Genomic DNA, 21,448 nt, shown 5'->3' with positions numbered 1-21,448 from the left:
CTCCGAAATTTATAAAAAGGATCAAATCCATGCCTATTCATAAAGTTAAACTAAACGATGAATCAACATTAAGAGATATCTACGCAACCTCAGCCTCAGAACATATTCTTCCTAAATATCGAATCCCCGACGATGGTACCGAGCCTCACGCAGCCTATTCACTAGTGCGAGATGAGCTATTATTAGATGGCAACGCACGACAAAACCTAGCTACGTTTTGTACAACTTGGGTCGAAGATGAAGTTAAGCAGCTAATGACTGATGCAGTTGATAAGAATATGATCGATAAGGATGAGTATCCACAAACGGCAGAGATAGAGAACCGTTGCGTACATATTCTTGCAGATCTTTGGCATGCACAGAAATCATGGGACACAGTAGGATGCTCCACTACTGGATCAAGCGAAGCCGCAATGCTAGGCGGACTTGCTTTCAAGTGGAAATGGCGCAACCGCCGAGAAGCAGAAGGGAAAGATACCAGTAAACCAAACATTGTCACGGGGCCAGTGCAAATATGTTGGAAAAAATTTGCTCGTTATTTTGATGTTGAGATTCGTGAAGTGCCTCTTGAAGGTGATGCATTAGGGATACAGCCAGAAGATCTTCGAAAATACTGTGATGAAAACACAATTGGTGTAATTGCTACTTTAGGTGTGACCTTCACTGGAATTTATGAACCAGTCAAGGCTTTGGCACGTGAATTAGACTCTATAGAACGTGATTTAGGGCTTGATATTCCGATCCACGTCGATGCAGCATCAGGCGGATTCGTTGCTCCCTTTATCCAGCGTGATTTAGTATGGGATTTTCAAATTGAGAGAGTGCGCTCGATCAATGCATCTGGTCATAAATACGGTCTTGCACCACTTGGTGTAGGCTGGGTTATCTGGGCATCAAAAAAAGATCTACCTGAAGATCTGATTTTCTACGTCGACTATCTGGGTGGAAATATGCCAACTTTTGCTCTCAACTTCTCTCGTCCTGGCGGCGAAATTATCGCACAATACTACAATTTTCTACGTCTAGGTCGAGAAGGATATACTGAAATTCAACAAGCTTGCTCAGATACTGCACAATGGCTAGGCGCTGAATTAGCTAAAATAGAACAGTTTGATATGGTCTATAACGGTCATGGTGGCTTACCTGCTGTAGCTTATAAACTTACCGATAAGGATCATGGATTTACGCTTTACGATCTTTCTGAACGAGTACGTATGCGTGGATGGCAAATAGCGTCTTATCCCCTACCACTAAAACGTCAGAATACTGTAGTTCAACGTATTTTGATCCGTCATGGCGTAAGCCGTGATCTTGCGCGGCTTCTTCTTGATGAAATCAAACGTGCCATTGACCATCTAACCAAAAACCCTGTCCCAAATTCAACTGCAAAACCGGGATTTCATCATGGATAATACGATAAACCCTTGTAAGGCTATTATGAAATTCGTTGTACGATTCGCAGACTTGCCTCTGCTTTTCGTCGCTGGACCAGTATTAGCCAATGAGAGCTCTTCTTCTGTAAATAAAACTACTGTTGGACAGATATTTGATAAAATAGAGCCAGTTACCAATGCAGGCTTTCATGGTTTTTTCCAGCTATTAGGAAACCAACCAATTGCCTTCATCTTGCTAGCACTTGCTCTTGGCACTCTAATCGGAAAGATCAGCTTCAAAAGTATTTCGCTCGGCTCAACAGCAGGCACACTACTAGTCGGAGTGATACTGTCGATGGCGGCAGAAGCCAATTATGGAATAACATATTCCATTCCCGGAATCCTGTCTTCATTCATGTTATTACTATTTATGTATGCTCTAGGTCTGAAAGTAGGTCCTCAGTTCTTTTCTGGTCTTCGAAAAGGTGGCTTAGCCTTTGTAGGGATAGGTTTGATCGTGTGGGTTTTAAACTGGGTCATCTGCTATTTCGGAGCTAAACTAGTTGGACTAGCCCCAGGCTATGCTACTGGCTTGATCTCAGGCAGTTACACCATCACAGCGATTTTAGGTGTTGGCCAAGGAGCTCTAGCAAGCGGGGCCTACGTGCCGCCTGCAGGTATGTCTATCGAACAGGTTGGAGCGAATATGGCAGCGGCCTATGCCATTAGTTATGTACTATCGAGCGTAGGCATTATCATGTTAATTCGCTACCTACCACGTATTTTCGGTCATGATGCCGTAGCCGACGCTAAACTGGCTGAGGCTGAGTATAGTGGTGGCGCTACACACCCTGTTCCCGGTGCACCTGGAGCGCTAACAATAGGTTTTTCACCCTATGACTTACGCGCTTTTAGCGTTACCCACAAGCTTTTTGTCGGCCGCAACATAAAACAACTGAATACCGATTTTCCGCAAGTACCTATCCTTCGAGTAATTCGTGATGGTGTGGTTCTTAACCCAGATGAAAATCCCACTCTTAATATGGGCGATATCGTAACCGTACGTGCCAATGTCCATGATCTAATTCTCAAGGAGGGTGAATTGATTGGAGCGGAATCAGACGATCCTCTCGCCCGTAACGTCCCAATGGAAGTAGCGGACATTCATATTAATTCACACGAGGTTTCCGGAAAAACACTTGAAGACCTAGCTAGTCATGGTACTGGCGGTGTTGAAATACAAGCCTTATTTCGTGCAGGTAATGAGCTACCTTTCGGTCCTAAAAGCGACATCCGCTTTGGAGACGTACTACGTCTGACTGGTCCTGATACTGCGCTCAAAGCGGCTGCAAAGTTTTTGGGTGCACGAGCAATTTTACCGACAATGAAATCAGAAGTTCTATACTTAGCACTGGCTATGCTGGTGGGCTATTTAGTTGGTATTATTAATTTTACTGTCTCAGGTATCCCGTTTGCGCTAGGAACCTCGGCTGGGTGTATCCTTGCTGGAGTTGGCGTTAGTTATTTCCGAAGTCGTAATCCAGACTTTGGTGGACCCGTACATGAAGGTGCCCGTAGCTTTCTTCAAGATTTCGGCCTTAATGCCTTTGTTGCAGTATTATCCGCAAATGTAGGGCCTAAGGTTGTAACAGCTCTAGGTGGCGATACTATTTGGTGGCTGGCACTAATTGGGACTATTGGAGCACTTCTTCCACCATTTATTGCCTTCTGGGTCGGTATCAAGTTCTTCGGTGTAAACTCAGTTATTGCTGATGGCGCCACTACTGGTGGACGAAATAGTACTCCTGGTCTGAATGCCATTATTGAAGAATCGCAGAGTTCAGTTGCTGCCGTTCCCTATCCTGTTAGTTATGCATTAACGACAGTTCTTGCGTTAATTGGCGGCTATTTATCGATGATCCTATCATAATTAAGTAGACGTTATTAACATATTCATATAAAACCTCGTAAGCATATGCTTACGAGGTTTTTTAGTAATTAAGACAAAAAATGAAGTGAAGTCTATTAGAATATATTCTTAAACATTAAAATCGTCGTCGAACCCACCACCGAAGTCATCAAAACCGCCTCCCATATTGTCAAAACCGCCTTGATCCATGCTGTTATCTGCGAAACCACCTTGATCGAAGCCTGATTGACCAAAGCCATTATTTTGATCGAAACCTGCTTGTCCGAAGCCGCCTTGATCCGCACTGCCGCTATCAAAGTCATTATTAGCAAAATCACCTTGTCCAGCATCACCTTGTCCCATTCCATCTGAATTATAGTCTTGTCCCATTCCAGCTTGCCCTGTGGGGTCTTCTTGAATGACATCTACCATTTCAGTCGGTGTATGATGCCCAAACATATTCATCAACATGCTACCGACTACCACACCGCCAGCAACACCTGCGGCGGTTTGAAGCGCTCCACCTAAAAAGCTGCGATTACCACCATTCGCGGCATAGCCTTGGTTTGGTTGACCTTGACTAGATTGACCTTGAGTAGATTGCCCTTGTGCATAACTTTGATTTTGAGAGAAGCCTTGGCTATTTTGTTGAGTACCACGACTGCCCCAACCAGATTGTCTATTAGACTGTCCATTGGATTGCCCATTGGATTGCCCATTATTATGAGCTCCGCCGCCAAACAAGCCTGATAAAAACCCTCCGGAACTGGGCTTTTCTGCTTGAGCTCGCTCCAAATGCTCTACTCTTGCATTTAATCGTTTCAGTGCGGCTTCCTGCATGATAATCGTTTGTGCCATGTAATAAGGGGCTGATGGCTGCTGAACCAGGTGTTTATTAATTTGAGACTCTGCCTGCGGATCTCGCTCCCCCGTTTGCTTTTCAGCCTCTTTTACACGCTCAAATAATTGGTCAATTAGTCGTCCTGCATCATCACTCATAGCCATACTCCCAAAACAATAAATCATCATATATTTATAAGAGGTCATCTAATCCTCACTCCTTATTAGAATAAGGGCGGTCGAGATACGAACAAGCGAGTAGAGAGTCAGGAAAAAGGAAAAATAATCAGCAATCGAGGGATTGTCTAATAAACTGGCGGGACTTGCTTAATAAGGGAGCTTACTTAATAAAAAGACGTACTTAGTAAGTAGAGTGAATCCAAGAGCTGCTAGGGGAAGGAGCGGCTAGAAACACAAGCGCCAGACTCACTAGCATGAGTCTGGCTCTTTAAAATAAAGACAGCGACTTATTCGTCGTCTGCTTCACCTTCTGGGCGTTTCATACGATTAGTAGGTGTCGCCAAGATTTCTAGATAAAATGTTTCCCAAGCTTGGCTTTCTGCAAAACTGATTTTGTCATTAATTTCAGCAACATGAATCACATCTGCGGTTTCAGCAGTTTTGCCAAACTTACAGTCAAAACCCCAAAAATCAGCGTAATCAGGTAATGTCTTATTACGCTCGCGTTTTAGGTATTTTTTAACGTCTGCTTTGGCAGCTTCAATTAAACGAGGGTAAGCAATTTTTGGGTGAGATAGCTGAAATGTCTTTTTCATTGGAATCCTACAGGTTAAGAATGAGGCTGCTATTAAATGCCGCCTTCTAATGATGCGCATGATAACGGAATATCAAAGCGCTAGCCATGAATATGCAAATCTTGTACTCGAAATCATCACAGAAAACCGTAGAGAATTAAGCATGCGATTCGCCTTACGCAAAAAGACGCATGTACACCCAGTGAATATCTCAAAAGTACTCTTTTTTATCCTGATAAGCCTGCTTAAGATGCGCAATAAGTAATCTGAGTTTTTCTGGCAAATATTTAGTAAAAGGATAAATCGCGTAGACACCTAACCGTCTAGGTTGAAACTCAGTCAAAATAGCCACGAGGCTTCCTTGTTGTAAATCTTCATAGACGCTACAGCGAGGCACATACACTATTCCAAAACCGGCCAAGGCAGCCTTGCGTAATGCTTGAGCATTATTGGTTGCAAAACTGCCATTGATTCGAACACTTTTTTCCTCTCCCGCTTGAGTAAAACGCCAATCAAATGAACCGTGAGCTTGGTAAGTATAAGCAAGGCAGTTATGATTTTTCAGCGCCTCTAATGTCTTGGCTTCACCATGCTTTTTCAGATAACTTGGCGAACAACAAACCACCCAATTTGACTGAATTAGCGGTTTAGCAATCAAACTAGAATCTTCTAATTTTCCGGTGCGGATCGCCAGATCAAGCCCTTCTGCGACTAGGTCAACAAAATCATTTTCTAGGCGAATGTCCACGCTGATATTAGGGTATTGCTGACAAAAATCCGCCACCGCCTCAGCGAGTAATAATTCACCTGAAATCGTCGGCACTGACACCTTTATCGTCCCCGTTAAGCCTTGGCTATAGGTCGACACCGAGGCGATCGCGTCACTCACTTGGCCTTCAATGTTTTTAGCATGGACGTACAAACTCTCCCCTGCTTCCGTCAGGCTTAGTCGTCGTGTGGTACGGCGAATTAATTGAACGCCAAGGGACGCTTCCAATTTACTGATTTTTTTACTCAACGCAGGCGTGGATAAACCCACTTGCTCTGCCGCTTTATTAAAAGAACCATGATCAGCCACACTTACAAAAAGCGTCAAATCTGCAGCATTCACTTTAATTACACCGTTTTAAGAAATAGTTTATTAGTTTATGTCGTATTTATCGCAAATAGAACTCAGTCTATACTTTGTTTTTAAAGAATTTATCCCTCATTAGCTGATTTCTAGGAGTAACGTAATGCGACTCAAGGACTGCCATAACTTTCAGGATTTTCGAACGCTGGCCAAAAAACGCCTGCCAAGTCCAATTTTCAATTATATTGATGGCGGCTCTGATGATGAATCGACTTATCGACGCAATACCGCCGCTTTTGAAACCTGCGACCTGGTGCCTAGCGTCCTAACTGGGGTAAAAGACATTGATTTGTCCGTCACCGTGATGGGCCAAAAATTGGCCATGCCGGTGTACTGCTCTCCCACTGCATTACAACGTTTATTCCACCATCAAGGCGAACGTGCCGTAGCAGGCGCCGCTGAAAAATACGGCACCATGTTTGGCGTGTCTTCCCTCGGTACCGTCAGTATGGAAGAAATCGCGAAGCAAGTTGATACACCGCAGGTTTACCAGTTTTACTTCCATAAGGACCGAGGTTTAAACCGCGCCATGATGGAGCGAGCAAAAACCGCCGGCGTTCAGGTCATGATGTTGACGGTAGATTCGATCACCGGTGGTAATCGTGAACGAGATCTGCGTACTGGTTTTTCCATTCCCTTTCGTTTAACACTCTCAGGGATGCTGCAGTTTGCGCTGAAACCCATGTGGGGCATCAATTATGTCACCCATGAAAAGTTCCGTTTACCGCAACTGGATGAACACATAGACATGGGCTCTGGCGCGACCTCCATCGGTGATTACTTTACCAATATGCTCGATCCATCAATGAACTGGGATGACGTGGCTGAGATGGTGAAGTTTTGGGATGGCGAATTTTGCTTAAAAGGCATTATGAGTCGAGAAGATGCCCGTAAGGCGGTAGAGATTGGTTGCACAGGAATTATCATTTCCAATCATGGTGGTCGCCAACTCGATGGATCTCGAAGCTCTTTTGATCAGCTTGCTGAAATAGTGGATGAAGTTGGTGATGAAATAGATGTCATTTTCGACAGTGGCGTACAGCGCGGAACTCATGTTTTAAAGGCATTGTCACTGGGGGCTAAAGCCGTTGGTATTGGCAGAATGTATCTTTACCCTCTCGCGGCAGCAGGGCAACCTGGAGTGGAAAGAGCATTAGGCCTTATGAAAGCCGAACTAGAACGGGATATGAAATTAATGGGAAAAACGTCGGTGAGCCAACTTTCTAGAGACAATTTAAGGTTTCGATCTTAGCCTTAAAATAGGCTCCAAATCGAAAGCTAAATTCAGATACTAAGTGCGAACAAGTGGAACTAAAGGTTCCACTTGTTCATCGCATTTTTCACAATGAGCGATAACGCTATATTACGCTTTTTTCTTTAAAGATTTTTTTAGTTTATCAATTTTGCTTTTTTGTTTAGCCACTTTTTCTTTACGTACTTTGATTTCTTTTTTGATTGATTTCACTTCTTTATTAGACATACATCTTTCCTTTTATGGTTGAGGGATACACTTGAATGAAGGGTTAGACTAAAGCTTTTTCTATAAATCAGATACGTAAAAACAGAAATGTCATCAAAGATTCACGCAACTGAAACCTAATAGAAATATTTAAAATATAGAAAAACAACCGATAAATGAAACAATAACACTGACCAATACCTTACATAATCCCCTTTCAAACAGTCTAAAAAAATAGATTTTTCGTTACTATTTAGTGCTTTGAATTTAGAAAAATATTTATTTTAAATATTTTTCTAAGTTTTTCATTTCTTAAAATGACCTATCTTTAAAACAGAGTTGCGCACATTAAAATTAAACGCCATCATTAGAAATAAATTTCCAATATAAACAAATAAAAGAGAACAAAATGCACTTAGACAACATAGATATGCAACTACTTGCCTTAATTCAACACGATGATAGTATCTCCGTAGATCTAATAGCGAAGCACGTTGGGCTTTCTAAAACACCGTGCTGGCGACGCATTCAAAAGCTTGAAAAAGCAGGTTATATAAAGCGTCATGTTGCTTTATTAGACGCAGATAAATTGGAATTGGGTGTATCGGTTTTTGTTCAAGTCAAAACCAATCAACATGATGCCAATTGGGCAATGGAATTTGCCAAGGTAGTGGCTGAATTCCCTGAAATTGTTGAATTTTACCGAATGGCAGGAGACTACGATTATTTAATGCGAGTACTGGTAAAAGACATACCTGCTTATGACCGATTTTATAAACGATTAATTAGTGCAACAGCGTTGACCGATGTCACCTCAAACTTCGCGATGGAACAAATCAAGTACACCACGGAGTTACCGCTACCCTTACAGACAAGTAAGTAATGTCTAAAAGATAGCTTACAAACATAAAGTAAGTACTTACTTTTAAATTGGTAGGTTTTCGAATTGGTAGGAGTAGAGAAGTGAACACACGTCGCGCTGGCATAATAACGATACCGAGGAAAAACGAATGCTGAGTACCGACCAGACCTCTTGCACACAGACCAATGTAGAAAACATTAAAAACGCTCTAATCGACCGAATTCATGAAAGTATTATTGGCAAAGATACTCAGATAAAAACACCGTTTGGTCTACGTACATTAACCTACGCAGACTACACAGCTTCCGGTCGTAGCCTTCAGTTTATCGAAGACGCTATGCTCAATTACGTACTGCCCTTTTACGCAAACACTCACACGGAAGCCAATGCGACAGGCCAACAAACTACAGCATTTCGTGAGCAAGCAAGACAACAAATTCGCCAAGCAACTCATGCTAGTGACGAAGAAGACCTTGTTCTCTTTTGTGGCAGTGGCGCTACCAGTGCTATTAACACCCTTATCACGCAGCTTGATTTACGCACTTTAACGAAAGACGAGAAAGCGAACACCTACGTATTCATTGGCCCCTATGAACACCATTCCAATGAACTCCCATGGCGCGAGTTAGGTGCTAATGTCATTCGTATTGATGAATCATCAGAAGGTGGTGTTTGTTTAAATTCATTGGAAAATAATCTCAGAAAGCACCAAGGGAAACGACTGATTGGTAGTTTTAGTGCCGCTTCCAATGTGACTGGCATATTGTGCGATCAAGACGCCATCACTTCTCTATTGCACCAGTATAACGCCCTGTCTTTTTGGGATTTTGCGGCGGCGGCTCCCTATATCGACATCGATATGAACCCTATAGACAATAAAAAGGCGCATAAAGACGCTCTTTTCTTTTCAACCCATAAGCTCGTTGGTGGCCCAGGTACACCAGGTGTTTTGATCGTAAAACGTGCCATCATACAAAATACAACTCCTAGTACGATCGGTGGTGGAACTGTGTCGTTTGTGACACCGGATGACCACACCTTTTTACCCATAGGCGAACGTCGAGAAGAAGGCGGTACCCCAGCCATTACAGAATCCATTCGAGCGGGCTTGGTATTCCAAGTTAAGCAAAGTGTTGGGGGGAAAACCATCGAAGAACGCGAACATATCTGGGTTCAGCAGACCAATCAACGCTGGGCAAAAAATTCCGCCATAGAGCGATTAGGTCACGCAACAGCGCCAAGGTTATCCATTACCGCTTTTCGTATCCGCACAGATTACGGCTACCTACATCATGGTTTTGTAACAGCGCTATTGAATGATTTATTTGGCATTCAAGTACGAGGCGGCTGTTCTTGCGCCGGACCTTATGGCCATAAACTATTAGGAATTAATCATCAGCGTTCGCTTCGCATTCAAGAGGCTCTTTCTCATGGAGAGAAACTCGTTAAGCCAGGCTGGGTACGCTTTAACCTTAACTACTTTTTGAATCAATCTGATGTGGATTTTATTCTTGATGCCATTGATTTTATAGCAAAAAATGGCCTTACTATTCTGCCTTATTACGCTTATGACCAAGCTACTGATTTATGGCGTTTTCAAGGTCAAGAAACAGCTTGCCTTGCTCTCAACAACCTTTTTGACTGCCCTACTATTCCAACAGAAAAAAATATATCTAGTAAAGCAAGCACATTTAAAAAAGCCTATTTCGAAGAGGCTCAAAATATTATGACAAACTGTCAAAACAACGTATATATCAAACAAAATCAACCCTTTAATACGCGATACAATGATATTCGAGATTTCGTTTTGGTAGAAGATATTCTCTAGTGACTATTAGATAGTATTTTCTTATTTTGTCATTGGCTGCAGCGCTTTTTATGTTGCACCAATGACAAAATACATTGGCGTAGAGCAAACTCCTTTCATTAATTCTCATCTTTAATTTCTTTAAATACTGATAAAATAACCATATATAAGAATAGCAATCATTCTTCTCAGTGTGATTTACAACATACGATTACAGTACACCGTTATATTTTTTTTATTCAATGAATGACATAAAAAGTTGATAAAGTTCTTCCTATACCCCGAACTTGTTTACATAAAAACACTCTACAGTACATAACAATAGGCAAATCTCACAAATATACGGATATTTATCGGGATAATTTTATGTATTTTAGGCACCCTAAAACCTTATTTTCTTTTATTTTACTGATAGTTGCTGCCAGTATAAGCAGCCACGCATCGACATTGAAAAGTGTTCTTGATCGTGGGGACTTAAATTGCGGAGTCTATCCTGATGACCCTGGAAGAAGTGCAATTTCTATCAAAGGACATTGGCAAGGTTTTTACGTCGACTTTTGCCGCGCCGTTGCAGCCGCCGTTCTTAAAAACCCAAATTATGTAAATTACGTCGAAGTTCGTTCAAAAACACGCTTTACCAGCCTTATTGATAAAGCGACTGATGTAGTGATGTACAGTTCAACATGGACGTTAGGCCGAGAGAGCACTTACCATGTTAGCTTCCCTGCTATTTATTTTTTTGATACTCAGGGTTTTCTAGTACGAAAAAGCTCAGGCATCCATTCAATTGCGGATTTAGACGGTAAATCCATTTGTGCCACCAATAACACAACATCTCAACGAAATCTTGAAGATTTTCTCGCAGCAAAGCGGTTTAAAACTCGTATCATCTATTCAAAAGGAGATCAGTTTTTTCGAAGTAGTGCCTGTGACGCTTACAGCGCAGACAAGATGAATTTATTAATCACTTTAGAAAATAATACGGATCGTAAAGATGAGTACTTAATCCTACCCACAAACCTTTCACGAGAGCCAATAAGCCCAACGGTTCGAGATGATGACTCACAGTGGAACCGTATCATTCGTGCTGTTATTTTGGCCACAATTTTGGCAGAAGATAAGGGCATAACCTCTGAGAATGTTGACGCCATTCGAAGCCATAGTAATGACGTAGAAGTGACAAATTTATTGGGTATTACAGGAAATATTGGTGAGGTACTTGGTTTAGATAAAAATTGGGGCTATCGTATCATCAAATCCGTTGGCAACTACTCGCAAATATTTGAGCGTAATTTAGGGGCACTCTCTCCAATAGAGGCGAATAGAGGCCTAACTGCATTATGGAAAAACGGAGGTGTTTTATTCGCACCACCGTTTAAATAAATTAATACAACAAGCTGTATGTCATAGTTACAGAAAGTGGTAGGGAGACAATGAATGATAAGTACTACCACCGTAAAATTAGACCCAAGAAAGCAATTAGGTTTTCGTCTAAATTTGGTGCTTCTTTGTGTGCTCTGTTTTTATCTTATTACCACAGCTTACAGCATTTGTGTGCTCTGGCAGCAAGCACAAGAATTTAAAAACCTTAGTAACATTCATTTTGAACGCGCTATACATGCAGCTGAACTGTCTAGAGACGCTGAACAAATAGCATCTCAAGCCTTAGAAAAAATGATCATTCAAGATTATAGCAATGTCTACTATCAGTCTTTAAGTAACACTCCGGGAAAAGTATTCGAGTCTATTAGGAGTAAGCTCTACGCCAACACGCCTAAAGAACAAGCCATTCTTAATGACATTGACGACATGACAAAGCCCTACTTCAAAACCCTTAAAATACTTGATTCCTACCTGCTTAAGGAACAGAACCTTGCTCTACAGCAGAAATTTATCTCTAAATCATTGCGTAATTTACAAGTCGCTATTCCAACCGGAGAAGATCTCGCACCACAGCAGCAATTTTTTTCTAATTTGTTTTTAAAAGCCATTAATATTACTGTTCTTGTCCAGAACTCAACTAGCCGTGGAGAGCTACAACGCCAAAAAAATAATCTTAGCGCCCTCATGGCGAACATGTATTACATGAACAAATTATCACCATCACAATCATCTCTTCTTAATGATTTACAGCAGACTAGTGAGCAAGCCTTTTCAATTCGACAGCGCTTTCAAAGCCAGCATTTGGCGACACTTTCTGCGATTAGACAAACAAGGCAATATGCCCAGCGGTTAAGCGCTACTTCTTTTGACTTCTACATGCTGCTAAAAAATGCGACATCTAAAGCCACACAGAAACACGATGCATTAATTCGTCAGGTCATTATTAATATCGTGCTTTTCAGTATCGCATTTTTGGTGTTAACGGCTTTCGCATATTGGTTCATCCAGCATTATCTAATCTATCGGCTTCATCGTTTAAACTCAGTCATGCTAAAACACGTTAATGGCTTAATAGTGCCGATTCCACAAACAGGAAGTGATGAAATAGCAGCAATGGGGAAAGCTTTTTCCATTTTTGTTGAAGCGACAGAAGTGGCAAAAAGAACGTCTATTGAAGCAAGAAAAGAAGTTGAGAATACCAACGCAAAATTAATAGAATTAAACCAATCCCTGCAGACCCTAAGTCACACCGATGATTTAACTCAAATATCTAATCGGCGACATTTTTTTCAGTACTTAACAAGCTATTGGGAAAAAGCAATTTTAAGAAATTATGATGTAAGCTTAATCATGATCGACTTGGATTGGTTTAAGTTATTTAACGATCGCTACGGGCATCAAGCTGGTGATAAATGTCTTTTTCAAGTGTCGCAAATTTTTAAGGATGAAGTTGATCATGCGAAAGGCATGGTTGCACGTTATGGCGGCGAAGAGTTTATCGTTTTATTACCCAATACAAAACAATACGACGCACTCGTATTCGCTAATCAATTAAGTAAAAAGGTAAAAGAAACGAACATTATTCATGAAGGTTCACAAAAAGGCAGAGTGACTTTAAGCCTCGGTATAGCCAGTCACAACCCTAAAAAAGGAGATGATTTAGATAAATTAATACAATTAGCTGACCAAGCGTTATACCAAGCAAAACATAACGGTCGTGATCAAGTATCAGAATCAGTCATCATTTTGGGATCACCTCCAGAGCTTAGCTAAATCCTATTATCTCACCAATGACATACCGATTTTTAGAATACCTGTGGTTAACACGTTGGCTCTTAATCCACCTCGATTCAACCATGCTTTAACAACCTGGGGCGCAGTAAGCGTTCCATTTGCGAGCGACCTTCCTAGAGCAGAGCATGGTTCACACATTTCAACCCCGTAAAACCGTACCTCACCAATTGAAAACTCTTTACCCACCAACTGATTAAGACGCACACCTTGAGTCACTATGTTTCGGCGCGTATCAGACAAGGCAATATTCTGACCGAAATTGGTATTAAAAGCCTCAATCTCTTCATACTCAACAAAAGTAATATTCAAACCGGCTTCGTAACGTTTTGCGTAGTTTCTATCCCCTACAATTCCTTTACCAGCATCTACCTTCACCGCTTCAATAGAAAGCTGGAGAGAACGATTTTTAGGGGCAACAAAGATGGCTTTTATCAAGATGTATCCTATTAAATAGCAGAGAGTAAAGTGCATGAAAAATGAGTGTTACTCGCTATTCTAATCACACTTTCTTTAAATAAAATTCAATCGTAACATCACTTCTTTTTGGTTTGCCAATGTTTAAATGAACAGGATATGGCTCAGTATTTCCTGTTTTATGATAACCACATTTTTCATAGAATTTTTTTAGCGTATTCTGCCCAGTTAATACAGGTAAAGAGAAAAAAGTGACACCGTATTCTTTCGTCGCAATCTGCTCAATCTCAGCCAAAAGGTGCGTTCCAATACTCGACCTTTGGTAAGTCGGTAATACGGCAAACGAGCCAATGTAAGCTTCGTTACCGACAAGGGTTAGCCTAATGCAGGCCAACAAAGCGGTATCATTTCGACAAACAAAAAAGTAAGTACCGCTTTCCTTCATGCTACGCTCTACTAATGAGGGCGATGCTCTTTTTCCATCTAGTAATGTTGTTTCTTCTGTCCAATTGTCTAAGCCTCGATATGCAAGGTTTAGCAAATCGCTAATGTCACTCGCTTCATCAAATTCAGCAAATTGCCATTTAAATCTATTTCCTTTCATGAACAACCTCCTCATGATCTGACCATATGCCTAGCACACCCAACGACTTATGCTTTCGTAAGTCGTGGAGGGAAACAAAGAAAGTACTGAGTAAGATTATCTACGCGAAAACAGCCAAACGAGATCATCATGAGGATATTTTTTAATGGATTCCAATCAACTTTTCAAAGAGTCACAGTGCTATTCTAATTTTTTCCCATCTGGGTCTATTAAGTATAAAGAATCGCACTCATTTATAGTCTATTTACACTCCAACTTTGCATTAATAGCCTTATTTGGCGCAATTCATCCATGGTTGCATAGGTCGCACTAATCGCAAGTAGAGAAAGTGAAGTCTGTCTCGCTAAGGATGTCGCGTATTTTGGTGGCTTTTTCAAAGTGATTAAATCGATTTTCTTCTATCCACCAGCGAGCAACCAGCATTAAGGTCACAGGATCATCGTTCTTGTTTGCAAAAAATGCATAAAAGGAAACCTGAACCTCTACTCCTTTTTTATTGATTTTCTCTGCACAAATACGCCTCATCTTATCTTTAATATTACGGTCCATAAATTTTCCTTATTAAATTTTCGACTCTTATTTTTTGCACTTTTGTTACATTTGCTAACATCTATGCATTATTTTTTCTTATTCGACTAAAGTAGTGATTCTTTATTTACAAAGCACTGCTAAATTCACTAGGTGTAGAAAAAATAATTATAAATAAGGAGATCTACCGTGTCAGATCAAAATCTTAATGCACAACAATATTGGCAAGCCAACCTACGGCTTATCCTAGGTTGTTTGGTCGTATGGGCATTGGCTTCCTATGGGTGTGCCATTCTTTTTCGACCTTTACTCAGCGGAATTCATATTGGCGGAACCGACCTTGGATTTTGGTTCGCTCAACAAGGCTCCATTCTCGTATTTATCATCTTGACCTTCTTCTATGCTTGGAGAATGAACAAGCTTGATGAAAAATTTGGCCTAGAGGAGTAAGTCAGTATGAGTCAATTTACCATTAACTTGCTTTTCGTTGGCGCTTCATTCGCACTCTATTTTGGCATAGCCTTTTGGGCGCGAGCTGGCTCAACGAAAGAGTTTTACGTTGCTGGCGGCGGCGTTCATCCAGTATTAAACGGTATGGCTACCGCTGCTGATTGGATGTCTGCTGCTTCTTTCATTTCAATGGCAGGGTTAATTGCAGCCGGTGGCTACGCAAACTCCACATTCCTTATGGGCTGGACTGGTGGTTACGTTTTACTAGCCATGTTACTAGCGCCTTATTTACGTAAATTCGGTAAGTATACCGTTCCTGATTTCATCGGTGATCGATTCTATAGCCGTACTGCACGGCTAGTCGCTGTAGCCTGTTTAATTATCGCTTCGGTAACTTATGTTATTGGACAAATGACAGGCGCAGGCGTTGCCTTCTCTCGATTTTTGGAAGTTGAAAACGATACTGGATTAATGATTGCCGCTGTCGTTGTATTCTTCTATGCGGTACTCGGTGGCATGAAAGGGATTACTTATACTCAGGTGGCTCAATATGTGGTGTTAATCATCGCTTATACTATTCCTGCTGTATTTATCTCTTTGCAGCTTACTGATACCTTCATTCCAGCTATTGGCCTTTTCTCTAATCACACTGAATCTGGTATGCCTTTGTTGCAAAAACTGGATGAGGTTGTGCGCGAACTAGGCTTCCAAGATTATACTGCGGATGTTGATAACAAGTTAAACATGGTGCTATTTACTCTGTCATTGATGATAGGTACCGCAGGTTTACCACACGTTATCATTCGTTTCTTCACAGTTCCTAAAGTAGCGGATGCTCGTTGGTCTGCTGGTTGGGCATTGGTATTCATTGCCTTACTTTATCTAACAGCGCCTGCTGTTGCCTCTATGGCACGATTAAACCTATTGAGCACTATCTATCCAGATGGTCCTACATCGCAACCTATTGAGTACGCTGAACGTCCTGATTGGATTAAAAACTGGGAAACAACAGGGTTAATCAAATTTGAAGACAAAAATGCTGATGGTCGTATTGAGCTTTATAACGATACTCCAGCGTTTAAAGCAGAAGCGACGGCACGAGGCTGGAAAGGTAACGAACTAGTGGTTAACCGAGATATTCTTGTATTGGCTAACCCTGAAATTGCAAACCTTCCAAGCTGGGTCATTGGTCTTATTGCTGCTGGGGGTCTTGCTGCCGCACTCTCAACTGCTGCAGGCTTGCTACTCGCCATATCGTCCGCGATCAGTCATGACTTAATAAAAGGAACCATTAACCCCAATATTAGCGATAAAGGAGAGCTGCTCGCCGCGAGGATGGCCATGTTTGTCGCTATCGTGGTTGCTACCTACTTAGGTCTAAACCCGCCTGGCTTTGCAGCTCAGGTTGTGGCTCTCGCCTTTGGTATCGCTGCGGCCTCTATATTCCCAGCACTAATGATGGGAATATTCTCTAAACGAGTAAATAGTAAGGGTGCTGTAGCGGGCATGTTGGCTGGTTTGATTTCTACCTTGGTGTATATTTTCCTATTCCTAGGTTGGTTATTTATTCCAGGTACGGCCTCTTTTGCCAATACACCAGACAACTGGTTATTCGGTATTTCACCATTGTCATTTGGCGCAATTGGAGCTGTTATTAACTTCTCTGTTGCTTTCTTGGTATCTTCTATGACAGAAGCACCGCCAAAAGCAATCCAAGATCTAGTAGAAAGTGTGCGTTATCCACAAGGTGCGGGTAAGGCAGTCGATCACTAATATTGATGGATAAGAAAGATCGAGTGTCATAATGGTACTCGATCTTTCTATTTTGATTTATTCTCGATTGAATACAAAACACACAATAATTAAAGAGAAATAATTATGTTTTGGGAATTAATAGCAACGGTATTTGCAGGAATAGGAGGCGCAGGCATCGCCCTTTTTATTCGTACATTATCTAAGAAAAAAGCCCCTAAATGGCTGGTCCCAACGTTTGCAGGTCTTGCAATGTTAGGTTTTCAAGTACAAGGTGAATACAGCTGGTACGATCACCAAAAAAGCATGTTGCCTACAGGTTTAGTCGTTGTAAAAACGGTTCAAGAGGAAGCCCCATGGCGTCCTTGGAGCTATATATATCCACAAACCATGCGTTTTATTGCTGCTGATGTCACTAATTCAGCCCAAAATAAAATAGATCCAGATCTTGTGTTAGTAGACCTATATTTTTTCGAGCGTCGACACTTAGCAAAACGAGTGCCTCAAATAGTCGATTGTGTAAAAGATGCTCGAACAGATTTCACTGAGTCTTTTAATCCTTCACATCTACAAGACAGTCATTGGTATCCGCTTAACGAAAATGATCCCCTACTCACGGCAGTGTGTCAAAAGGCAGGTTAATGATAAGAGGTGGAGTAGCTTCATCTCTTAGTCTTATCAGATCAGAAAATTGAGCAAAAAATAGGGAAATAAATTAATTTAACCGTCATTTCTTATTTATTTAATTCTAACAAATAAAATAAAATAGCATTACTTCAGTTCGCCAAAATATACCCTTCAATTCAGTAATCCCTTGCCTCAGCGCTGTTTTCTTAGCCTTAATCAAAAAAAACAATCTACTTCCAGTAGTACTATGTTCAATAAAATAGAGGTTAATGTCATCTTTATATTCGACTAAAGTCGGACTGTACTCACTACCTCAGCCAACATTATAGTCTTTGGCAGTTCATTCCTGAACATAAGAACTCACGGGATGACGAGATCTAGTCATGATAAAAATACTTCTAGATCGAAATGTAACTCCTAAAATAAATATAATAAGAAGGTATCTATGGAAAACCAAACAACGTTAATCAAACAAGTTGATCTAACAGCAAACCCAGCTCCCCTTGGCCTAGTGGCCTTCGGTATGACGACAGTATTGTTAAATTTTCATAACTCTGGCCTATTTCCATTAGGTTCTATGATTTTAGCCATGGGCATTTTCTACGGTGGGATGGCGCAAGTTATTGCAGGCATTATGGAGTGGAAAAAGGGAAATACTTTCGGAACGACTGCTTTTACTTCTTATGGATTTTTCTGGTTAACTTTAGTCGGACTGCTTCTTTTACCAAAAATGGGACTTTGGGACGGCCCTAAAGGATCGTCTATGGTTGCCTATTTCATTCTTTGGGGCATTTTTACAAGTATTTTATTTATCGCCACATTACGTATTAATAAACCACTGCAAATCGTATTCTCAACATTAGCTATCTTATTTTTCTTGCTCGCTCTTGGTGATTACACAGGCAATACCACTATCCAACATATCGCTGGTTATGAAGGGATTCTATGTGGTGCTTCTGCGATTTATGCCGGTCTAAAACAAGTAATAGACGAAGTTTACGGTCAATAGAAATACCTTAAACATTAGCGTCACAATCGCCACATACACATCAAACAGTTTATAACTTACTTTAAAAAGATATAAAGCCCACATTTTCTGATGTGGGCTTTATAAGAGATGAACAAAATTCATCTCTTAATGTTATCCACGCGTTAGCCTCCCCGTAAATTCAACGTCATAATGCCCACCTTTAGAATAGATCCAAAAGGCGATTATGAAAATATCTCAAGAAGAACGGGATGCGGTGTATAAAACTATCTTTTCTCGCCGTGACGTCCGTAGTGAATTTATTAATACGCCCATTCCAGATGATGTATTAGAGCGTATTTTACTGGCAGCTCATCATGCCCCTAGTGTCGGTTTTATGCAGCCTTGGGACTTCATTATTATCAAAAGTTCAGAGACTAAAAGCAAAATCAAACAAGGCTTTCTAGATGCTCACGCTCAATCTGCAGAAATGTTTCAAGGCAATCGCAAAGAACAATATAAAAATCTAAAACTAGAGGGCATAGAAGAAGCGCCCTTAGGTATTTGTATCACTTGTGATCGCAGTCGAACGGGATCTGTTGTATTAGGAAGAACGGTAAAACCTGAGATGGATTTGTTTAGTTCTGTCTGTGCTGTGCAAAACTTATGGCTGGCTGCCAGAGCTGAAAATATCGGTGTTGGCTGGGTAAGTATTGTTCACGATGAGGTTATTAAGAAAGCATTAAATATCCCCGATAGCATTGATGTGATTGCCTATTTATGCGTTGGCTATGTGGATAAATTTCAGACAAAACCGGACTTAGAACGCTTCGGTTGGCTTCCAAGACGAGATGCAAAAAAAGCAATTCATTTTGAATCTTGGACAGGCGATAAAAGCACATAATGCTTATTATTTTCAATATTGACTAATTGGTTAGTTTTATTCATCTTCTAGTGTATATTTTCTCGTTTGTCTTCCTTAGCGATACTTTCTACTATATAACCATCGAAACGGAGTTTGTTTTGATGGTTTTGAAAGTAAACAACTAACAAGGAATACATCATGAAAAACACACAATCTATTGCTACTATGCTAACAAAAGTAAACACACCTTATCTAAGTGAAGCTGAAAAATACGAAATGATTGCTCGTGCTGAACGTGCCGAATACATTGTTGCTAGTATTTCTTCTGCTGTAAAAGCCGTTAAAAAAGTAGCGATTAAAATTAAGTCTGCATTTGTATCGTCTTCTGCTCAGCACGCTTAATCTGTTCAGCTCAGTAAACCAAACATACCATTGAGTAAGCGCCTTCTTTTCTAAAAGAAGACATTTGGCTTACTCCATCCGGGAATGGTCCTATAATTAAAAAAGCCTCTATGCTTATCTTTTTGTGCTTCTTTATTTCTTCATAAAGAAACAACACAGCTCTTACCCTATCTTGCTTTCGCTTTATTAAAAAATTCGAAACGTCATTAATTTCAAAGTAAAATTTCATCCAGTAAAAGCAAATTCCTATACCACTCGTATGCTAGAAATATTGATATTTTTCAGGTATATAGGTTGCAACGGTGACGTCTATAGCCCTTTTTTCATTCTCTATCATATTCATAAAGAGACTTCCTAGGCATAATAAGCTAACAAAAAAATCATAGGTAATAATAATGATCACATGGCATTGTCAGCCGTTTAACGCGCTATCCACTTTCATTTTATATGACTTACTAAAGCTGCGCTGTAATGTCTTTGTGGTTGAACAGAACTGCCCTTTTCCTGAATTAGATGGCCTAGACACGCTTCCTAATACTCGACACCTGTATGCTCTGAAAGACAACCATATCATTGCTTACGCCAGGCTCTTGGCAAAAGAGGATTGCTACCCAGCTCATACCAGTATAGGGCGAGTTGTTGTTGAGCAGGACAATCGTAAAGATAAAATAGGACACATACTCATGAAGAATGCAGTGCAAGAGACACTCAAGCTATGGCCAAATATACCGATAAAAATTGGCGCACAATCGCATCTTGAAAAATTCTATCAGTCACATGGTTTTATTACGGTTTCCGCCCCTTATATAGAAGATGGAATAGAACATTACCTTATGACTCGGGATCCTGAAGCAACGAATTAACGCGCACTTTGAGCTCCGGTAGTATCTCTGTAGAAAACCATGGATTTTGCTTAAGCCAACGATTGTTTCGCGGACTAGGATGGGGCAAGGCAATTTTACCTTGTTCGAGCCAAAACTCTGAGGCTTTCACTTGCTCTGTTACTGACATTTTACCTGTTGTTTTCAAATGGTACGCCTGTGCATAAGTACCAAGCACAACGGTTAGTTTTATTTTTGTCAGCTGACAAAGAAGCTTAGCGCGCCAAAGATCGGCACATTCTTTTCTTGGTGGCAAATCTCCAGACTTTCCCGTTCCCGGAAAACAAAACCCCATTGGAACTAATGCTACTTTTGTTTCATCATAAAAAACGTCTTTTGAAATACCGAGCCAGTCTCTAAGCCTATCACCACTAGGATCGTCAAAGGGCAACCCTGACTCATGGGCTCTTCGACCAGGAGCCTGTCCTGCGATTAGAATTTTGGCATCTGGATGAATTTGTAGAATTGGTTTAGGGGGTAAGGGTAAAAAAGAGGCACAGGCTTCGCAGGCTAATATGTGAGCGTCGGCTAAACCCCACATAGCAGTCTCTTCCAAAAACCATAAAGTCTTTCATTTTTTAAATTGGAATAAAAGACTCATGTTTACGGCTTCTGATCAACTTAATGTGACCCTCATTTGTGGG

At 40.9% G+C, this 21,448-nt stretch carries 21 protein-coding genes; 14 read left to right on the top strand and 7 right to left on the bottom strand.

Translation table 11 applies throughout. From position 1 onward, the window contains the following. Positions 1-29: 29 nt before the first annotated feature. Complete coding sequence (locus V6259_RS13240) at positions 30-1,412, top strand: glutamate decarboxylase (RefSeq protein WP_341584922.1); 1,383 nt, start codon at positions 30-32, stop codon at positions 1,410-1,412. Beyond that, positions 1,405-3,303 (top strand): aspartate:alanine exchanger family transporter, encoded by a 1,899-nt coding sequence (locus V6259_RS13235; protein WP_341584921.1) that lies wholly within the window; start codon positions 1,405-1,407, stop codon positions 3,301-3,303. The genes V6259_RS13240 and V6259_RS13235 overlap by 8 nt, the downstream gene beginning before the upstream one ends. A 108-nt stretch (positions 3,304-3,411) precedes the next feature. Here V6259_RS13235 and V6259_RS13230 read toward each other — a convergent pair whose 3' ends face one another. The 3 genes from V6259_RS13230 to V6259_RS13220 all read right to left on the bottom strand — a co-directional run bounded on the left by V6259_RS13230 (position 3,412) and on the right by V6259_RS13220 (position 5,988). After that, complete coding sequence (locus V6259_RS13230) at positions 3,412-4,281, bottom strand: DUF2076 domain-containing protein (protein ID WP_341584920.1); 870 nt, start codon at positions 4,279-4,281, stop codon at positions 3,412-3,414. 308 nt (positions 4,282-4,589) lie between these two features. Beyond that, on the bottom strand, positions 4,590-4,898 hold the full coding sequence (locus V6259_RS13225; protein WP_133013376.1) for a DUF6172 family protein: 309 nt from the start codon (positions 4,896-4,898) through the stop codon (positions 4,590-4,592). A gap of 190 nt (positions 4,899-5,088) precedes the next feature. After that, entirely contained in the window at positions 5,089-5,988 is a 900-nt protein-coding gene (locus V6259_RS13220; protein ID WP_341584919.1) for a LysR family transcriptional regulator, read from the bottom strand. A 124-nt stretch (positions 5,989-6,112) separates the two neighbouring features. On the opposite strand from V6259_RS13220, the gene V6259_RS13215 reads away from it, so the two are divergent. The 5 genes from V6259_RS13215 to V6259_RS13195 all read left to right on the top strand — a co-directional run bounded on the left by V6259_RS13215 (position 6,113) and on the right by V6259_RS13195 (position 13,293). Then, positions 6,113-7,261: an alpha-hydroxy acid oxidase gene (locus V6259_RS13215; RefSeq protein WP_133013374.1), complete on the top strand. Its 1,149-nt coding sequence runs from the start codon at positions 6,113-6,115 to the stop codon at positions 7,259-7,261. A 616-nt stretch (positions 7,262-7,877) separates the two neighbouring features. Beyond that, entirely contained in the window at positions 7,878-8,351 is a 474-nt protein-coding gene (locus V6259_RS13210; RefSeq protein WP_341584918.1) for an Lrp/AsnC family transcriptional regulator, read from the top strand. Positions 8,352-8,478: 127 nt separating this feature from the next. Beyond that, positions 8,479-10,158 (top strand): aminotransferase class V-fold PLP-dependent enzyme, encoded by a 1,680-nt coding sequence (locus V6259_RS13205; protein ID WP_341584917.1) that lies wholly within the window; start codon positions 8,479-8,481, stop codon positions 10,156-10,158. A gap of 345 nt (positions 10,159-10,503) precedes the next feature. Further along, complete coding sequence (locus V6259_RS13200) at positions 10,504-11,520, top strand: amino acid ABC transporter substrate-binding protein (RefSeq protein WP_341584916.1); 1,017 nt, start codon at positions 10,504-10,506, stop codon at positions 11,518-11,520. 54 nt (positions 11,521-11,574) lie between these two features. Continuing rightward, positions 11,575-13,293 (top strand): sensor domain-containing diguanylate cyclase, encoded by a 1,719-nt coding sequence (locus tag V6259_RS13195; RefSeq protein WP_341584915.1) that lies wholly within the window; start codon positions 11,575-11,577, stop codon positions 13,291-13,293. Between the two features lie 6 nt (positions 13,294-13,299). Here V6259_RS13195 and V6259_RS13190 read toward each other — a convergent pair whose 3' ends face one another. From V6259_RS13190 to V6259_RS13180, 3 genes are all read right to left on the bottom strand, one after another. Continuing rightward, positions 13,300-13,749, bottom strand: a complete 450-nt coding sequence (locus tag V6259_RS13190) for an MOSC domain-containing protein (protein ID WP_341584914.1) — start codon at positions 13,747-13,749, stop codon at positions 13,300-13,302. 64 nt (positions 13,750-13,813) lie between these two features. Beyond that, positions 13,814-14,332, bottom strand: coding sequence for a GNAT family N-acetyltransferase (locus V6259_RS13185; RefSeq protein ID WP_341584913.1), 519 nt, complete (start codon positions 14,330-14,332; stop codon positions 13,814-13,816). A gap of 309 nt (positions 14,333-14,641) precedes the next feature. Next, positions 14,642-14,881, bottom strand: coding sequence for a DUF6500 family protein (locus V6259_RS13180; protein ID WP_133013367.1), 240 nt, complete (start codon positions 14,879-14,881; stop codon positions 14,642-14,644). A 168-nt stretch (positions 14,882-15,049) separates the two neighbouring features. Between V6259_RS13180 and V6259_RS13175 the strand changes: the two genes are divergently transcribed. The 7 genes from V6259_RS13175 to V6259_RS13145 all read left to right on the top strand — a co-directional run bounded on the left by V6259_RS13175 (position 15,050) and on the right by V6259_RS13145 (position 20,786). Further along, positions 15,050-15,310, top strand: a complete 261-nt coding sequence (locus V6259_RS13175) for a DUF4212 domain-containing protein (RefSeq protein ID WP_133013366.1) — start codon at positions 15,050-15,052, stop codon at positions 15,308-15,310. 6 nt (positions 15,311-15,316) lie between these two features. Continuing rightward, positions 15,317-17,083 carry a sodium:solute symporter family protein gene (locus V6259_RS13170; protein WP_133013365.1) on the top strand — a complete coding sequence of 589 codons (1,767 nt, stop codon included), beginning with the start codon at positions 15,317-15,319 and terminating at the stop codon, positions 17,081-17,083. Between the two features lie 105 nt (positions 17,084-17,188). Then, a complete protein-coding gene (locus V6259_RS13165; protein ID WP_341584912.1) occupies positions 17,189-17,704 on the top strand; it encodes a hypothetical protein in 516 nt (171 codons plus the stop codon). 430 nt (positions 17,705-18,134) lie between these two features. After that, entirely contained in the window at positions 18,135-18,698 is a 564-nt protein-coding gene (locus tag V6259_RS13160; protein ID WP_133013363.1) for an acetate uptake transporter, read from the top strand. Between the two features lie 205 nt (positions 18,699-18,903). Continuing rightward, on the top strand, positions 18,904-19,560 hold the full coding sequence (bluB, locus tag V6259_RS13155; RefSeq protein WP_341584911.1) for a 5,6-dimethylbenzimidazole synthase: 657 nt from the start codon (positions 18,904-18,906) through the stop codon (positions 19,558-19,560). A 159-nt stretch (positions 19,561-19,719) separates the two neighbouring features. Further along, the gene (locus V6259_RS13150) at positions 19,720-19,923 is read left to right on the top strand and encodes an RSP_7527 family protein (protein ID WP_133013361.1); all 204 of its coding nucleotides are present in this window, start codon (positions 19,720-19,722) and stop codon (positions 19,921-19,923) included. A 395-nt stretch (positions 19,924-20,318) separates the two neighbouring features. Then, on the top strand, positions 20,319-20,786 hold the full coding sequence (locus V6259_RS13145; protein ID WP_341584910.1) for a GNAT family N-acetyltransferase: 468 nt from the start codon (positions 20,319-20,321) through the stop codon (positions 20,784-20,786). Here the strand turns inward: V6259_RS13145 and V6259_RS13140 are convergent. Continuing rightward, positions 20,755-21,345: a uracil-DNA glycosylase family protein gene (locus V6259_RS13140; protein ID WP_341584909.1), complete on the bottom strand. Its 591-nt coding sequence runs from the start codon at positions 21,343-21,345 to the stop codon at positions 20,755-20,757. The genes V6259_RS13145 and V6259_RS13140 overlap by 32 nt on opposite strands. Between the last annotated feature and the right edge of the window lie 103 nt (positions 21,346-21,448).

Source organism: Marinomonas sp. TI.3.20 (assembly GCF_038155025.1).
Taxonomy (GTDB): Bacteria; Pseudomonadota; Gammaproteobacteria; order Pseudomonadales; family Marinomonadaceae; genus Marinomonas; species Marinomonas flavescens.
This window is presented reverse-complemented; position numbering and strand designations above follow the sequence as displayed.

Coding starts and splice junctions, on each gene's coding strand:
- V6259_RS13240 (WP_341584922.1), top strand. CDS start 30: ATGCCTATTCATAAAGTTAAACTAAACGATGAATCAACATTAAGAGAT.
- V6259_RS13235 (WP_341584921.1), top strand. CDS start 1,405: ATGGATAATACGATAAACCCTTGTAAGGCTATTATGAAATTCGTTGTA.
- V6259_RS13230 (WP_341584920.1), bottom strand. CDS start 4,281: ATGAGTGATGATGCAGGACGACTAATTGACCAATTATTTGAGCGTGTA.
- V6259_RS13225 (WP_133013376.1), bottom strand. CDS start 4,898: ATGAAAAAGACATTTCAGCTATCTCACCCAAAAATTGCTTACCCTCGT.
- V6259_RS13215 (WP_133013374.1), top strand. CDS start 6,113: ATGCGACTCAAGGACTGCCATAACTTTCAGGATTTTCGAACGCTGGCC.
- V6259_RS13210 (WP_341584918.1), top strand. CDS start 7,878: ATGCACTTAGACAACATAGATATGCAACTACTTGCCTTAATTCAACAC.
- V6259_RS13205 (WP_341584917.1), top strand. CDS start 8,479: ATGCTGAGTACCGACCAGACCTCTTGCACACAGACCAATGTAGAAAAC.
- V6259_RS13200 (WP_341584916.1), top strand. CDS start 10,504: ATGTATTTTAGGCACCCTAAAACCTTATTTTCTTTTATTTTACTGATA.
- V6259_RS13195 (WP_341584915.1), top strand. CDS start 11,575: ATGATAAGTACTACCACCGTAAAATTAGACCCAAGAAAGCAATTAGGT.
- V6259_RS13185 (WP_341584913.1), bottom strand. CDS start 14,332: ATGAAAGGAAATAGATTTAAATGGCAATTTGCTGAATTTGATGAAGCG.
- V6259_RS13180 (WP_133013367.1), bottom strand. CDS start 14,881: ATGGACCGTAATATTAAAGATAAGATGAGGCGTATTTGTGCAGAGAAA.
- V6259_RS13170 (WP_133013365.1), top strand. CDS start 15,317: ATGAGTCAATTTACCATTAACTTGCTTTTCGTTGGCGCTTCATTCGCA.
- V6259_RS13165 (WP_341584912.1), top strand. CDS start 17,189: ATGTTTTGGGAATTAATAGCAACGGTATTTGCAGGAATAGGAGGCGCA.
- V6259_RS13160 (WP_133013363.1), top strand. CDS start 18,135: ATGGAAAACCAAACAACGTTAATCAAACAAGTTGATCTAACAGCAAAC.
- bluB (WP_341584911.1), top strand. CDS start 18,904: ATGAAAATATCTCAAGAAGAACGGGATGCGGTGTATAAAACTATCTTT.
- V6259_RS13150 (WP_133013361.1), top strand. CDS start 19,720: ATGAAAAACACACAATCTATTGCTACTATGCTAACAAAAGTAAACACA.
- V6259_RS13145 (WP_341584910.1), top strand. CDS start 20,319: ATGATCACATGGCATTGTCAGCCGTTTAACGCGCTATCCACTTTCATT.
- V6259_RS13140 (WP_341584909.1), bottom strand. CDS start 21,345: ATGTGGGGTTTAGCCGACGCTCACATATTAGCCTGCGAAGCCTGTGCC.